Genomic DNA, 15,292 nt, shown 5'->3' with positions numbered 1-15,292 from the left:
CGGCTAAAGCCGCTCCTACAAACATGTTGCGCCGCGCCTGTAGGAGCGGATTCATCCGCGATGCGCCGCACAGCGGCGCTCGATCTCGAACACACTACAAATCTGTCGCCCGGCACTCCACCACCCCCACCTGCCGCAACCGCTCGCTGGCCGGCGCCGGCCGCCCATACAGATAACCCTGGAAATGCGAGCACCCCTCGGCCATCAACCGCTGCATCTGCTCCGCCGACTCCACGCCCTCGGCGGTGGTCTTGATCATCAGGCTGTTGGACAGCTCGGTGATAGCGCGCACGATCGACATCGCCTCACGGCTCTCGCACATGTCGTGCACGAACGACTTGTCGATTTTGATCCGGTCGAACGGGAACGAACGCAGGTAGCCCAGCGACGAATAGCCAGTGCCGAAATCGTCGAGGGAGATCGACACCCCCAGGTCCTTCAACGCACGCAAGGTGCGCACGTTCTCTTCGCTGTTGCCCAGCAGCACCGACTCGGTGATCTCCAGCTCCAGCCGCGTCGCCGGCAACCCTGAATCAGACAGCGCCAGGGCCACGCTGTGGACCAGGCCGGCGTTCTTGAACTGCACCGCCGACAGGTTGACCGACACCGTCTGCTCGGTGCCCCAGCTGGCCGCTTCCTGGCAGGCCAGGTTCAGCGCGCGGGCGCCGATCTCATGGATCAGCCCGGTCTCCTCGGCAATGGGGATGAAGTCCATGGGCATGATCATGCCCCGCGTCGGGTGCTGCCAGCGCAGCAACGCCTCGTAGCCGGTGACGCTGTTGCTCTGCTGGTCGACCACTGGCTGGTAGTGCAGCTCCAGTTGCCCCAGGTGCAGGGCGGTGCGCAGGTCGGTCTCGACCAGCCGCCGCTGGCGCGCGGCGACGTCGAGCTCGACATGGAAGCACTCGAAGCGATTGCGCCCGTTGCGCTTGGCTTCGTACAGGGCCATGTCGGCATAACCGAGCAGTTGCTCGGCCTGGTCGTGGTCGTCCGGCGCAGTGGCGACACCGATGCTCACCCCCACGCTGAACTGGTGCCCCTCGATCTGGAACGGCGGGCAGATCGCCTCGATCAAGCGCTGGGCGGTGGTGCGTGCGGCCTCATGGCTGTCGAGGCCGGCCAGCACCACGGCGAACTCGTCGCCGCCCAGCCGGGCCAAGGTGTCATGCTCGCGCAGTTCGCGGCGCAGGCGTTTGCCCAGGGCACGCAGGAGCTTGTCACCGAAGGCGTGGCCCTGGGTGTCATTGATGTTCTTGAAGTTGTCCAGGTCCAGGCACAGGGCGGCGGTCAGCTTGCCGTCGTCCTCGCCGCGCAGCAGCGCCTGCTTGAGCCGTTCATGGAACAGCGTGCGGTTGGGCAGCCCGGTCAGGGCGTCGTGGAGGGCCATGTGATGGATCTGGGCATGGGCGGCCAGTTCCTCGGTAGCGTCCTCGGCCACGAACAGCACGTAGTCGCCCTGCCCCGGGTTCTGGCAAAGCATGGCGCGGCTGCGCAGGGTGCGCGGGCCTCTGGCGGTATCGACCCGGGTCTCGGCGGCAAAGCCCTTTGTACTGCGCGCGCCACGGGCCAGGTGCTGTTCGAGGTAGTCGGCCGCCGTGGGCGCCATGCACTCGCCCGGCAGCTTGCCGACCAGGCTCACACCCACGCCGCCGAACAGCTGCTCGGCCTGCTGGTTGGCCAGCAGGATCTGCTGGCTGTTCAGGTCCTGGACGATCACGCTGGCGGGGATGTGGGTGATCACCGAATCGAGGAACTGCGACAGCGTGACCATTTCCTGGCTGTACTGCTCGGCAAGCTCCTTGGCCTGCAGCAATTCCTGCTCATGGCGGCGGCGCTCGCTGATGTCGCGGGTAATCTTGGCGAAGCCGATCAGTTGCCCCTGCTCGTCACGCACCGCTTCGATCAGCACATGGGCGTGAAACGCCGAGCCGTCCTTGCGCAGGCGCTGGCCTTGCTCCTCGAAGCGGCCGGAACTGCGGGCCTGTTCCAGGTTCTTCGCCGGCAGCCCCGCCGCCCGCTCGTCCTCGGTGTAGAACAGCGAGTAATGCTGGCCGACGATTTCCTCGGCGTGATACCCCTTGGCCCGCTGCGCGCCGGGGTTCCAATTGGCGACGATACCGTCGGGGGTGAGCAGGTAGATGGCGTAGTCCACCACGCTCTGGATCAACAGCCGGTACATGACGTCGGGACTTGTGGCTAGCGACATGGAGTTTCCCTGAACCTGCGACGGGCACGAATGGAGCGCTTCCGGGCCTCTGACGAGCGGAACCGCACAGTGCTGGCATTATGCCGCTTGAGGGCGTTTTGTGAAGCCCGTCACAAAAACGCATGCACCCGTCAGTGCCGCCGTGGCGTTACCAGGTAATTGAACAGCTCAGGTTCATCGTCCAGGGGGATTTCCCGCGTGGCGCGCGGCAGGTCGGCCAGCAATGCCTGGCAGAACTGCGTCGCCACGGCATCGGCGCCATGCCAGCGCAGCAGCCAGTCGGCATCGCCTTCGCAGAGGAACTGCTGGGCGACGGCGCGGCCGATGCCCTGGCGACGGTATTTTTTGAGGATGAACAGGTCGGCCAGTTCGAAGGCGTCGATACCTGGCAGTTCGCTGCGCTCGACCAGGACGAAACCCGCGATGAAACCATCGACCAGCACCAGCGTGGCGCTCCAGCCGGGCGACTGCCAGTAGCGTTCGAAGTGGGGTTCGTGGATGTAGAAGCGCCCGTCCACTTCCACGTCCTCCTGCTCCCAGTCGGAAGACTCGTAGGCGTAGAACTGATAGAGGTTGCGTACCAGGTCGGCCTGTGCAACGTCGGTCTGGAGCAGTTCGAGGGTGGCATCCATGCGGCTGGCTCGCTGGGGGCTGGAGGGAGGCGCGAGTCTACCTGTGCCCTATGGGTTTTACAGCCAGCACTTTCCGGTGGGGGATTGCGCAATGGCCGGCAGGTGCCGGGCGATAGCCTTGCAGCGCTCTCGAGATTGGGCGCCGCTCATGCGGCGCTCAAGCTGACAGGCACAAAAACTCTCCCTTCCCCCCTGGCGCAACAAATTCAAAGGAAGGTGAACACCTTGTCCACCGGCAGCCGCGACTTGCCCAGCCCGGCATTGAAATCTTCCTCGCTGCGGTAGCCCAGGCTCAGCACCACCACGCTGGTCAGGCCACGCTCACGCAGGCCCAGCTCGGCGTCCATCGCCTTGGGGTCAAACCCTTCGATCGGCGTGGCATCCAACCCATAGGCGGCGGCACCCAGCAGCGCGGTACCCAAGGCCAGGTAGGTCTGCTTCTCCATCCAGTGCTGCAGGTCCTTGTTGTCGTGGCGATGCAGGTTGACATAGAAGCGGCGGCTCTGGTCCTGCCCAGCCTTGGCCTCTTCGCTCCTGAAGCGCCCGTCCTTGGCTTCCTGCTCGAGCAGGTCGTTCAGGTGTGCCTCGGTCATGTCGGTACGGGCGGCGAACACGATCACGTGGGAAGCGTTGAGGATCTTCGGCGTGTTGTAGGCGAAGCCCACCTCGGTGCTCTTGGCCAGGCGCGCCTTGCCTTCATCGCTGTCGGCGACCACGAAGTGCCAGGGCTGCGAGTTGACCGAGGACGGGCTGTGGCGCAACTGCTCGAGCAGCGCGTCGATGGTGGCCTGGGGGATCTTGCGGCTGGCGTCGTAGGCTTTGGTGGTGTAGCGGCGCTTGGCCAGGGCAACGGTGTCCATGGACGGTAACTCCTCGGTGGGATCGTGATTGAGGCGAATCTTATCTTCCCGCCTGCAAAGAAAAAACCGCACAATGCAGCAACACTTTCATCCCTGGAGTGAAAATGCTGCGCATCACCGACCTGGAACTGTTCGCCCGTGCCAGCGCCCTGGGCAGCTTCACCGCCGCCGCCCATGAGGCCGACCTGCTGCCCGGCCAGGTGGCGGCGGCGATCAAGCGCCTGGAGCGCGAACTGGACGTGCGCCTGTTCGCCCGCACCACCCGCAGCCTGCGCCTGACCGCCGAGGGCGAGCTGTACCTGCCGACCGCCCTGCGTGTGCTGGATACGCTGCGCCAGGGCCGCGAAGACCTGCACGGCGACCACAGCAGCCTGCGCGGCGTGCTGCAGATCGCCGCGCCCTCGGACATGGGCCGCAACCTGCTGCGCCCCTGGCTCAGCGCCTTTCGCCGCGAACACCCAGGCCTGAACCTGCGCTTCTTTCTCTCCGACCAGATGGCCGACCTGTACCGCGACCCGGTGGACGTCGCCATCCGCTATGGCCTCAACGAAGACGCCAACTACATCGCCCTGCCCCTGGCACCCTGGAACCGCCGGGTGGTGGTGGCCTCGCCCGACTACCTGGCGCGCCATGGCCGCCCGCGCACGCCCGAGGAGCTGCAGCAGCACGATTGCCTGTTGTACCTGCAACAGAGCCGGGTCTACGACAAATGGCGCCTGGGCCACAAGACCGTGCACGTGCGCGGGCCGCTGTTCAGCGATGATGCCGACGTGGTCCGCCGCTGGGCGCTGGAGGGCGAAGGCATCGTCTACAAGTCGTGGCTGGATGTATTCGCCAATGTCGCCGCCGGCGAGCTGGAAGTGCTGCTGCCCGAACACCCCGGCGAACTTACCCCGGTGACCTTGGTCTGCCCGCACCGCAAGCAGCTGACACCGGCCGTGGCGCAGTTGCACCTGTGGCTGCGCGAGCGCTTCGCCGCGCTGCGCCCGGAGGACGTGTTGCAGCCACCGGCACCCGGCGTATAGTGCATCCACCCCCGACTGCAAGGAGCCGTCACCGATGCCGAGCCTCGAATTCCTGGTCACTGCCCTGATCATCGTGCTGATCCCCGGCAGCGGCGTCATCCTCACCGTCTCCAGCGCGCTGGTGGCCGGGCGCCGGGCCTGCCTGTGGACCGCCCTGGGCTGCACCTTGGGCATCGTCCCGCACCTGCTGGCTTCGGTGCTGGGCCTGTCGGCGCTGCTGCATGCCAGCGCCCTGGCGTTCCAGGGGCTGAAGTTCGCCGGGGTCGCCTACCTGCTGTACCTGGCCTACGCCACCTGGCGCGACCGCGCGGCCTTCGCCGTGGACGCAAAGGCCGCGCCTGCCTCGGCTGGCCAATTGGTGCTCAAGGCCTGCCTGTTGAATATCCTCAACCCCAAGCTGACCCTGTTCTTCCTGGCCTTCCTGCCGCAGTTCATCGACCCCCGCGCCGGCTCCGCCACCCTGCAGATGCTTGGGCTGAGCGCCGTGTTCATGGCCATGACCTTCGTGGTGTTCGTGCTCTACGGCCTGCTCGCCCACCTGTTCCGCCGCGCGGTGATCGACTCGCCTGCCGTTCAGGCGTGGTTGCGCCGGGGCTTTGCCGCGTCGTTCGCCGGGTTGGGGATCAACCTTGCGTTTGCCCAGCGTTGAAGGCTGCACAAACGTTCTAAGCAGATAGCGCGGTTCTACGTTAAGGTCGTTCGATCACCCCGGACGGCCCGCTACCATGAGCAACTGGATCGACCTCAGACAGGACGCCGACACCGGCATCGAGTCGGTCCGCGCCCATTTCACCGGTCACGCCTACGACCCGCACTGGCACGACAGCTTCCTGGTCGGCGTCACCGAGCAGGGCGTGCAACAGTTCAACTGCCGCCGCGCGCGCCACCAGAGCACGCCCGGCCAGGTGTTCGTACTCGAACCCGGCGACCTGCACGACGGCCATGCGCCGACGGACGACGGCTTCACCTACTCCACCCTCTACCTGGACGCCAACTGGCTGGAAACCGAACTGCGCGCACTGTTCGAGCATGCCCCGTCCGGTGCCCTGCCAAGCTTTGCCGCCCTGCTGCACCGCGACACGCGCCTGGCCGGCGCCACCGCCCGCGCCTTCACGGCGGTGCATCACGGGGAGCTGCGCATCGTCCGCCAGACCGCCCTCGACGACCTGCTGGCCTGCCTCACCGGCCACCTGCATTGGCGCAAGCGCCTGGACCCGGACCCGCGCCTGCCGTTGACCGCGCAGGTCGCCCGCGACTACCTGCACGCCCACCTCGACCAGGACATCGGCCTGGACGACCTGGCGCGTGTCTGCAGCACCGATCGCTTCCGCCTCACCCGCGCCTTCAAGGCGGCCTTCGGCCTGGCGCCGCACGCCTACCTCATCCAACTGCGCCTGGCCCGTGCACGGCGCCTGCTGTCCCGTGGCGAGACACCTGCAGCGGTGGCCAGCCTGCTGGGTTTTGCCGACCAGAGCCACCTGGGCCGCTGGTTCCGTCGCGCCTACCGGCTCACGCCGGCCGACTACCGCAAGCGCTGCTCAAAGCTTCCAGACTGAACGCCCAGCAACGGTGAGCATGGTGCTTCGATCACTCGGAGCCTTGACCATGTCGCACACGTTGCTGCCCTTCATCCTCTTCGCCCTCGCCGCCAGCATCAGCCCGGGGCCGACCAACCTGCTGATCCTGGCCCATGGCGCCCAGCGCGGCTTGCGCGCCAGCGTGGGGCCGATCCTCGCCGCCTGCTGCGCCGCCTCGGCGGTGATACTGCTGGTGGGGGTGGGCCTGGGCGAACTGTTGCTGCGCCATCCGCGGTTGCAGCACGCCATGAGCTGGATAGGGGCCGTGTGGCTGAGCTGGATGGCCTGGCGCCTGCTGCGCGCTGCCGGTGCACCGTTGCGGGCTGGCGAAGGTGCGTGCCTGTCGCCCCTGAGCGCGGCGACGCTGCAACTGGTCAACCCCAAGGTGTGGGTGACGGCGGTGGCGATGGTCGGGCTGTTCGCCACGCCAGCCCTGTCGATGGGCTGGCTGGCGCTGGTGTTCCTGCTGATCGCCCTGCCGAGCATGACCGCCTGGGCGCTGCTGGGCGTGGGCAGTGCGCGCTGGCTGCGCTCGCCGCGAAGGCTGCGTGGGTTCAACCAAGGGCTGGCCGGGTTGCTGCTGGTATCGGCGTGGTCGGCGTTGCTGGTTTGAAAGACCATGGTGGCTTGGTTCGCCGGCAAAGCCGGCGCCTCCAGGCACTGTGCAACGTGCCGTAGGCGCCAGCCTTGCTGGCGAACCAAGCCACACCGGCAGCTGGCGGCTCACCCCTGGTGAGCCACCCCGCCCAGCGCTTCGCGGAAACGCCGGGCGCTGGCCAGCGCCAGCACCAGCCCCACCAGCGCGACACTGCCACCGACCAGGCCAATATCGGCCACGCCCAGCTGGCTGCTGACAATGCTGCCCAGCAGCGCGCCGCCACCGATACCGATGTTGTAGATGCCAGAGAACAGCGCCATGGCCACGTCGGTGGCGTCCGAAGCGAGCTTGAGCGTCTTCGACTGCAGCGCCAGGCTGAAGCTCAGGATCGCCACGCCCCACACCATGCTCAGCCCGGCGAACCAGTAGAAGTTGCCCGACAGCGGCAGCAGCAACAGCAGGCAGGCCGCCAGGGCGGCGATGGCCATCACCAGGAAACCGTGCGCGAAGCGCTCGCTGTAGCGGCTGAACAGCAGCGAGCCGAACACCCCGGCGCCACCGAACAACAGCAACAGCAAGGTGGTGCGCTCGCCACCGATCTGCGCCACATGCAGGGCGAACGGCTCGATGTAGCTGTAGGCGGTGAACTGCGCGGTGATCACCAGCGTCACCAGCAAGTAGGTGATCACCAGCGCCGGGCGCTTGAACAGGATCGGCAGGCTGCGCAGGGAACCGGAGTTCTGGCTGGGCAGCAGTGGCAGCGACTTCATCAGGCAGAGCATGGTCGCCAGCGCCACCCCGGCGATGCACAGGAAGGTGATGCGCCAGCCCAGCGCCTCGCCCACCACCCGACCCAGCGGGATACCCATGACCATCGCCAGGGTGGTGCCGGTGGCCAGCAGCCCCAGCGCCTTGGCCTGTTGCCCGGGCGGCGCCACGCGCACCGCCAGCGACGCGGTGATGGCCCAGAACACGGCATGGGCCAGGGCGATGCCGATACGGCTGACCAGCAGCATGGCGAAGCTCTGCGACAGCCACGACATCAGGTGGCTGAGGATGAACACCACGAACACGAACAGCAGCAGGCGACGCCGCTCGATGTTGCGGGTCATCAGCATCATCGGCAACGACGCCAGCGCCACCACCCAGGCATAGATGGTCAACATCAGGCCGACCTGGGCGGTGGTCATGTCGAAGCTGCGGCCGATGTCGCTGAGCAGCGCCACCGGCACGAATTCGGTGGTGTTGAAGATGAACGCCGCCAGCGCCAGGGCGATGACGCTCAGCCAACTGCCGTTGCCGGCGGTGGGGGGCAGGTTCGAGGGGACGGGGCCATTCATGTGATGAAGTCTTTACTCCGCGGACAAGGCAAGGGAACGCACGCCGCCCACCTGGCAACCAGGCGGCTGAAGCACGTTTTGTTATTGGAAGGATGCCGGCATGGTACGCATCCGGCCTGGCCCTCACAACCACGGGCGCGGACGGAGTACCATGCGCGCATTCGTGCCCCCTTTCGAGGCACGCACTCGGTCAGCCTCGCGGAACAAGGAGTTCGATCCGGCCATGGACAAGCAACACCCCCAGCAGCAGTGGCGCGAAGCCGTAGTCGCCCATGCCGAAGCGATCAACGCTTATGTGGCGCAGGGCCGCGCACAGGGCTGGGACACGCTCGACCAACCCCAGGCACCCGCCACCGCGCACCTGCTCGACGCCTGGCGTTGTGCCTTGCAAGCGATCAACCGGCCCGGCACCGACGCGCAGCAGCGCGCCTTGTTCCGTGAAGCATGGCCGCCGGCGCACCTGCCGTTGCTGCCCTTGCTGGAAGAGCAGGCCCAGGGCATCGGTCACCTGCTGATGCTCGACGACGGCAGCCTGCTGGTGCGGGTCGGCCGGCCCTGGGACAGGGGCCAGGTGCTGCATATCGATGGCTACACCGTCACCCCGGTGATCGGCGTCGAACACTTCGGCCGTTGCCCGCAGCGGCGCTACTACGCCCTGGCCAACAGCGAGGGCGTGCGCGTCACCGATGGCTGGGGTGGCCCCCAGGTTGCGCGGCTGGCCTGGCCCCATGGGCTGGAGGGGCTACCCAAGGGTTACCCGTTCGACCCACTCGACCTGCCCCCGACGCCCAGCGCGCTGCTGCCCTTCCCCGACGGCCAGCGCGTGTTGTTGGTCAGCAGCGACGGCATCTTCCTCCTGGCCGCCCGGGGAGCGACCCGCCTGTTGCCACGGGAAAGCGAGATCCTCGAGGCGCTACGCAACGGCACCGACCCGGACGATGTTCCCCTGGCACTGGAGAGGGAGCATGCCGCGTTGTCGCCGGATGGCCACCTGATCGCCCTTGGCGAGCGCTGTGGCCGTCACCTGGTGCTCGACGGGCAACTGCGCCAGCTTGCCGAACTCAGCCCAGGCAGCGAGTCTCCTCATTTCGCCTTGTTCAACCGTCATGGCGATCAGTTGCTTCTCCATGCCTGTCGCTGCTGTCATGGCACCACCGTCGGCGTGCGCGTCGCGGACCTGCCAAGCCTGGGCACCGACGCCCACGGCGTGGCTCCCCTGCTGCAACAAGGCGCACCGCTGCATGCCGGCGTGGCCCGCGACGGTGAGTACATCGTCGGTGACGCAAAGGGTTACCTGCGCGCCTTCGGCGAAGACGGCCGAGAGCACTGGCAGCACTACCTCGGCTCGACCATCAGCGCCATGGACATCAGCCAGGATGGCCGCAAACTGGTGGCGGCCAACCAGGCCGGCGTCATTTCGCTCATCGCCCTGGACCAGGGCCGCCCCGCCTGGCAGATCGGCACCGGCGCGCATGGGGAGATCCGCCGCTGGCTGTGCTGGAAAGGCTTCGACAAGCCCATGGCCTGGTAGCGACCGCTACCTGACATGACAAGCGTCAGAACAGCCCGACCAAGGTCTATGGTAAAGTCGCGCCCTTTTTCAAAAACCGAGACCGTGCTGCACATGACCCCCGTTCTTCGCCTGATCAACCGCACCGGCCTGGTGACGCAGATCTGCATCGGCCTGCTGGCCGGTATCGCCCTCGCCTTGTTTGCCCCGGCCGTGGCCCGCGACTTGGCGTTCCTCGGCAAGGTGTTCGTCACCGCGCTGAAGGCCGTGGCGCCGGTGCTGGTGTTCATCCTGGTGATGGCCTCGATCGCCAACCACCGCCACGGCCAGGAAACCCACATCCGCCCAATCCTCTGGCTGTACCTGCTGGGTACCTTCGCCGCGGCGGTGGTGGCCGTGGCCGCCAGCATGCTGTTCCCGTCGAACCTGGTGCTGAGCACCAGCGAAGCATCGCTCAGCGCGCCGGGCGGTATCGGCGAGGTGCTGCAAAACCTGCTGCTCAGCGCGGTGGACAACCCGATCAACGCGCTGCTCAACGCCAATTTCATCGGCATCCTGACCTGGGCCATCGGCCTGGGCGTGGCCCTGCGCCATGCCAGCGACACCACCCGCGGCGTGGTCGAAGACCTGTCCAACGGCGTCACCCTGATCGTGCGCGTGGTCATCCGCTTCGCCCCGCTGGGCATCTTCGGCCTGGTCAGCGCCACCCTGGCGCAGTCGGGTCTCGACGCACTGCTGGGCTACCTGCACCTGCTGGCCGTGCTGATCGGCTGCATGCTGTTCGTGGCGCTGGTGATGAACCCGCTGATCGTGTTCTGGAAGATCCGCCGCAACCCGTACCCGCTGGTGCTGATGTGCCTGCGAGAAAGTGGCATCACAGCGTTCTTTACCCGCAGCTCGGCGGCCAACATCCCGGTCAACCTGGCGCTGTCGCAGAAGCTCGGCCTGCACGAAGACACCTACTCGGTATCGATCCCGCTGGGCGCGACCATCAACATGGCCGGCGCGGCGATCACCATCACCGTGCTGACCCTGGCCGCCGTGCATACGCTCGGCATCCCGGTCGACCTGCCCACCGCCGTGCTGCTCAGCGTGGTTGCGGCCGTCTGTGCCTGCGGCGCATCCGGCGTGGCCGGTGGTTCGCTGCTGCTGATCCCGCTGGCCTGCAGCCTGTTCGGTATCCCCAGCGAGATTGCCATGCAGGTGGTGGCGGTTGGCTTCATCATCGGTGTGTTGCAGGATTCGGCGGAAACGGCGCTGAACTCCTCGACCGACGTGCTGTTCACTGCGGCCGCGTGCCAGGCCATGGAGCAGCGTAGCGCCTGATTGGGCCCTTTCGCCGACAAGCCGGCTCCCTGTAGGAGCCGGCTTGTCGGCGAACCGCCACACCGATTGCTTAAGCCGGGCGCTTTACCTAGGCTAGTGGCCTTTTCCTCGCAACGAGACAGGGCCATGTCAGAACACGAAACCACCGGCGAAGGCCGCTTCAGCAGCATCGAGATCCGCGTGCTCGGCTCGCTGATCGAGAAGCAAGCCACCAGCCCGGAAACCTACCCCCTGACCCTCAACGCACTGGTTCTGGCCTGCAACCAGAAGACCAGCCGCGAGCCCGTGATGAACCTCTCCCCCGGCCAGGTCGGCCAGGCCTTGCGCACCCTTGAGGGCCAGGAGATGGCGCGCCTGCAGATGGGCAGCCGTGCCGACCGCTGGGAGCAGCGGGTGGACAAGGCCCTGGAACTGGTACCGGCGCAACTGGTGCTGATGGGGCTGATGTTCCTGCGCGGCCCGCAAACCCTCAACGAACTGCTGACCCGCAGCAACCGCCTGCATGACTTCGAGGACGTCGACCAGGTCCAGCACCAGCTGGAGCGCCTGGTCTCCCGTGGCCTGGCCCTGCACCTGCCGCGTCAGGCAGGGCAACGCGAGGACCGCTACACCCACGCCCTGGGCGATCCGGCACAGATCGAGGAAATCCTCGCCGCGCGCCAGCAGGAAGGTGGTGCGCGCAGTGCGGGCGGAAATGTGTCGGAAGAACGCATCGAGGCGCTGGAAGCGCGTATCGCCGCGCTGGAGGCTCGCCTGGCCCAGTTGGAGGGTTGACTCAGGGCTGCTCCGCCTCCGGGAAGTTGCGGCAGCTCTTGCGTTCGGCCAGCTCCTTGTCACTGGGGCGCTGGTCGACGAACACAGTGCGGCCGTCGGCGTAGATTTCCAGGTAGCCCCAGTGCAGGTCCTGCTCCTTCTGACCGGGCTGGGGTGGCACGAGCCACCAGGGTTCGCGGCTGATCGGTTTCATGGGACAGGTTCCTGAGGTGAACTGAGCTTAAGCGTAGACCTGCCGCCCCATTCAGACTGCGCTGCCCGGTTCGCTGTAATCGGATGGACTCGCCCCCGCCTAGGCATCACAGTGCCACGGTGGCGTTCTAAGAAGCCAACGGCAGCGAGGGCGAGACCATGAGCAAGCATAGGACGAAGCGCAATTCCCTGTCTTCCAACGATGTAACGCTTTGCCAACATCTGTCAGTCGACCTGGCCAAGCAAGTCTTTCAGGTGGCCGGAGATGACGGTTCCGGGCGCGTCATCTACGAAGATCGAATCAAATCCCGTGAAGCCTTTCATGCGTTCCTGACCAGGCTGCCACCCACCGTGACGGTCCTGATGGAAAGTGGCCCCGGCGCTCAAGCATGGGGGCGTTTGCTACAGGCGCAGGGAACGCCAGTCCGCATCCTGCCCGCGCAGCGAGTGGCGGAGCACCGCAGTGGTGCCAAGAACGATCGTAACGACGCCCATGCCATCTTGCGCGCAGGCCGGGATACCAGCATTGCTGCGGTGCCGATCAAGAGCACTGCCGCTTTGGCGATTCAAGCCTTACACCGCGCCCGCAGAGGCTATGTCAGGCGCCACACCGCGCTAGGCAACCAGATCCGCGGCCTGTTACTGGAACAGGGCGTCGCCCTGGCGCAAGGCGATTTAGCCGTCAGCCACGGTGTACCGCGCATTCTTGAAGATACGACTCAACCATTGCCAGATCTGCTGCGTGAATTGCTCGATGAACTGCTCGCCGAATGGCGCTATCTGAGTGAGCGTATCGCCATCCTGACAGGACGGCTCGAAACAGCGGCGCAGGCCGACAAGGTCGCATGCCGCCTGATGACGATACGCGGTGTCGGCCCGATCATCGCCACAGCGATGCTGGCCAAGCAGCCTGAACCCTCGCGTTTCCCCAATGCTCGACAGTTTGCCGCTTACTTTGGCCTGGTGCCCGACCAGCACAGCAGTGGAAAGAAGGTCAGGCTAGGCAAGATGAGCAAGCGAGGTGACGGCTACCTGCGCAGCATGATGATCCAGGGTGCGCACGCGGTTCTTAGCCATTTGAAGCCTGATTCCGATCAGCCAGACGATCGCCGCCTCTTGCGATGGTTAACTCGACTTGGTCGCAAGGAGGCGGCGATCAGACTGGCTAATCGAAATCTGCGCATCATCTGGGTGCTGCTACAAGGTGAGCAGGTCTACCAACGCCAACCGAACGATCGTCAGGAGCCCGCCATGAGCCACTGACTTACGGTGTTACGCCACCGGGGTGCCGAGCGCCCCAGCCCCTGCTAGTGAACATCGACCCTAGGTAAGACCGTCGCGGATTAATGCCTACGCTCCTACCGGCCCAAGAGGCCTAAATGTAATGGGCATGCTGCGAGCTCACCCCGATGTTGGCCAGAAGCACCAAGCTTCCTCGAATAGGCCTGATACATAGATGCAACCGGGTAACCTTGTTCGAAAAGCAGGTAGACAATGTAGGCGAGTCCATACATAGGAGCGGCTTCAGCCGCGATCACCCGCCAGGCGGGTGCCAGACACCGCGTTGCCTGCATCGCCGCTAAAGCCGCTCCTACACCAACGAAAAACGCCGCCCGTTCTCGCGAAGGGGCGGCGTTTCTCTATCCAGCAATCAGACTCAGGCCGGCGCCGAGGTCCGGATCAGGTGATCGAACGCCGCCAGCGAGGCCTTGGCGCCCTCGCCCACCGCGATGACAATCTGCTTGTATGGCACGGTGGTCACGTCACCTGCCGCGAACACGCCCGGGATACTGGTCGCGCCCTTGGCATCGACGATGATCTCGCCACGCGGCGACAGCTCTACCGTGCCCTTGAGCCAGTCGGTGTTCGGCAGCAGGCCGATCTGTACGAAGATGCCCTCCAGCGCCAGATCATGCAGCGTGTCGCTGGTGCGGTCCTTGTAGCGCAGGCCGGTGACCTTCTCGCCATTACCAACTACTTCAGTAGTCAGCGCGCTGGTAATCACCTTGACGTTCGGCAGGCTGTGCAGCTTGCGTTGCAGCACCGCATCGGCGCGCAACTGGCTGTCGAACTCGATCAGGGTCACCTGGGCGACGATACCCGCCAGGTCGATGGCCGCTTCCACGCCGGAGTTACCGCCACCGATCACCGCCACGCGCTTGCCCTTGAACAGCGGGCCGTCACAATGCGGGCAGTAGGCCACGCCACGGGAGCGGTATTCCTGCTCGCCTGGCACGTTCATCTCACGCCAGCGGGCGCCGGTGGCCAGGATCACGGTCTTGGCCTTGAGCGAGGCGCCGCCGGCCAGGCGTACTTCGTGCAGGCCGCCGTCGGTGGCCGGGATCAGCGCTTCGCCGCGCTGCAGGTTCATGATGTCGACGTCGTATTGCTTGACGTGCTCTTCCAGGGCCGTGGCCAGCTTCGGCCCTTCGGTTTCCTGCACCGAGATGAAGTTCTCGATCGCCAGGGTGTCGAGCACCTGGCCACCGAAGCGCTCGGCGGCGACACCGGTACGGATGCCTTTGCGCGCGGCGTAGATTGCAGCTGCGGCGCCAGCAGGCCCACCGCCGACCACCAGCACATCGAAGGCATCCTTGGCGTTGATCTTCTCGGCCTGGCGGGCACCGGCGCTGGTGTCGATCTTGCCGAGGATCTCTTCCAGGCCCATGCGGCCCTGGCCGAACACTTCGCCGTTCAGGTAGATGCTCGGTACCGCCATGACCTTACGGGCTTCGACTTCATCCTGGAACAGCGCGCCATCGATGGCCACATGGCGCACATTGGGGTTGAGCACCGCCATCAGGTTCAGCGCCTGGACCACGTCCGGGCAGTTCTGGCACGACAGCGAGAAATAGGTTTCAAAGGTGAACTCACCTTGCAGCCCCTGGATCTGCTCGATCACTTCGGCGCTGGCCTTTGACGGATGGCCGCCGACCTGCAGCAGTGCCAGCACCAGGGATGTGAATTCGTGGCCCATGGGGATGCCGGCGAAGCGCAGGCTGATATCGCTCCCTGGGCGGTTCAGCGAGAACGAAGGGCGACGGGCGTCATTGCCATCCGCGCTGAAGGTAATCAGGTTCGACAGGCTGGCGATTTCCACCAGCAGGTCGTGCAATTCGCGGGACTTCGCGCCGTCGTCGAGGGAGGCAACGATCTCGATCGGCTGGGTGACCCGCTCCAGGTAGGTTTTCAGTTGCGATTTAAGCGTGGCGTCCAACATACGGGCGATTCCTTTTTCAAAACTCGGATACA

14 protein-coding genes are annotated in these 15,292 nt (G+C 65.8%); 8 read left to right on the top strand and 6 right to left on the bottom strand.

The window, feature by feature from the left end:
- Positions 1-94: 94 nt before the first annotated feature.
- The 3 genes from IM733_RS04695 to nfsB all read right to left on the bottom strand — a co-directional run bounded on the left by IM733_RS04695 (position 95) and on the right by nfsB (position 3,698).
- A complete protein-coding gene (locus tag IM733_RS04695) occupies positions 95-2,206 on the bottom strand; it encodes a putative bifunctional diguanylate cyclase/phosphodiesterase (RefSeq protein WP_248919756.1) in 2,112 nt (703 codons plus the stop codon).
- Positions 2,207-2,337: 131 nt separating this feature from the next.
- Positions 2,338-2,838 carry a GNAT family N-acetyltransferase gene (locus IM733_RS04690; RefSeq protein WP_248919755.1) on the bottom strand — a complete coding sequence of 167 codons (501 nt, stop codon included), beginning with the start codon at positions 2,836-2,838 and terminating at the stop codon, positions 2,338-2,340.
- Between the two features lie 206 nt (positions 2,839-3,044).
- Positions 3,045-3,698: an oxygen-insensitive NAD(P)H nitroreductase gene (nfsB, locus tag IM733_RS04685; protein ID WP_248919754.1), complete on the bottom strand. Its 654-nt coding sequence runs from the start codon at positions 3,696-3,698 to the stop codon at positions 3,045-3,047.
- A gap of 104 nt (positions 3,699-3,802) precedes the next feature.
- Here nfsB and IM733_RS04680 point away from each other — a divergent pair, with 104 nt between their 5' ends.
- From IM733_RS04680 to IM733_RS04665, 4 genes are all read left to right on the top strand, one after another.
- On the top strand, positions 3,803-4,723 hold the full coding sequence (locus tag IM733_RS04680; protein WP_248919753.1) for a LysR family transcriptional regulator: 921 nt from the start codon (positions 3,803-3,805) through the stop codon (positions 4,721-4,723).
- 34 nt (positions 4,724-4,757) lie between these two features.
- Entirely contained in the window at positions 4,758-5,372 is a 615-nt protein-coding gene (locus tag IM733_RS04675; protein ID WP_248919752.1) for a LysE family translocator, read from the top strand.
- Between the two features lie 76 nt (positions 5,373-5,448).
- Complete coding sequence (locus IM733_RS04670) at positions 5,449-6,279, top strand: AraC family transcriptional regulator (RefSeq protein ID WP_248919751.1); 831 nt, start codon at positions 5,449-5,451, stop codon at positions 6,277-6,279.
- Positions 6,280-6,328: 49 nt separating this feature from the next.
- Entirely contained in the window at positions 6,329-6,913 is a 585-nt protein-coding gene (locus tag IM733_RS04665; protein ID WP_248919750.1) for a LysE family translocator, read from the top strand.
- A gap of 110 nt (positions 6,914-7,023) precedes the next feature.
- Here the strand turns inward: IM733_RS04665 and IM733_RS04660 are convergent, their stop codons facing one another.
- The gene (locus IM733_RS04660) at positions 7,024-8,238 is read right to left on the bottom strand and encodes a sugar transporter (protein WP_248919749.1); all 1,215 of its coding nucleotides are present in this window, start codon (positions 8,236-8,238) and stop codon (positions 7,024-7,026) included.
- A gap of 223 nt (positions 8,239-8,461) precedes the next feature.
- Here IM733_RS04660 and IM733_RS04655 point away from each other — a divergent pair, with 223 nt between their 5' ends.
- From IM733_RS04655 to IM733_RS04645, 3 genes are all read left to right on the top strand, one after another.
- Positions 8,462-9,769 (top strand): hypothetical protein, encoded by a 1,308-nt coding sequence (locus tag IM733_RS04655; protein WP_248919748.1) that lies wholly within the window; start codon positions 8,462-8,464, stop codon positions 9,767-9,769.
- Between the two features lie 93 nt (positions 9,770-9,862).
- A complete protein-coding gene (sstT, locus tag IM733_RS04650; RefSeq protein WP_248919747.1) occupies positions 9,863-11,074 on the top strand; it encodes a serine/threonine transporter SstT in 1,212 nt (403 codons plus the stop codon).
- 126 nt (positions 11,075-11,200) lie between these two features.
- The gene (locus IM733_RS04645) at positions 11,201-11,848 is read left to right on the top strand and encodes a YceH family protein (protein ID WP_248919746.1); all 648 of its coding nucleotides are present in this window, start codon (positions 11,201-11,203) and stop codon (positions 11,846-11,848) included.
- A gap of 1 nt (position 11,849) precedes the next feature.
- On the opposite strand, the gene IM733_RS04640 is transcribed toward IM733_RS04645, so the two are convergent.
- Positions 11,850-12,041, bottom strand: a complete 192-nt coding sequence (locus IM733_RS04640; protein WP_248919745.1) for a hypothetical protein — start codon at positions 12,039-12,041, stop codon at positions 11,850-11,852.
- A gap of 158 nt (positions 12,042-12,199) precedes the next feature.
- Between IM733_RS04640 and IM733_RS04635 the strand changes: the two genes are divergently transcribed.
- Positions 12,200-13,303, top strand: coding sequence for an IS110 family transposase (locus IM733_RS04635; protein WP_248917269.1), 1,104 nt, complete (start codon positions 12,200-12,202; stop codon positions 13,301-13,303).
- 394 nt (positions 13,304-13,697) lie between these two features.
- Here the strand turns inward: IM733_RS04635 and ahpF are convergent, their stop codons facing one another.
- Positions 13,698-15,260: an alkyl hydroperoxide reductase subunit F gene (ahpF, locus tag IM733_RS04630; protein WP_248919744.1), complete on the bottom strand. Its 1,563-nt coding sequence runs from the start codon at positions 15,258-15,260 to the stop codon at positions 13,698-13,700.
- Positions 15,261-15,292: the final 32 nt, after the last annotated feature.

Origin of the sequence: Pseudomonas entomophila (assembly GCF_023277925.1) — a bacterium.
GTDB classification, from domain to species: Bacteria; Pseudomonadota; Gammaproteobacteria; order Pseudomonadales; family Pseudomonadaceae; genus Aquipseudomonas; species Aquipseudomonas entomophila_D.
Note: the sequence above shows the minus strand (reverse complement) of the source record. Positions and strands in the feature narration are given on the sequence as shown.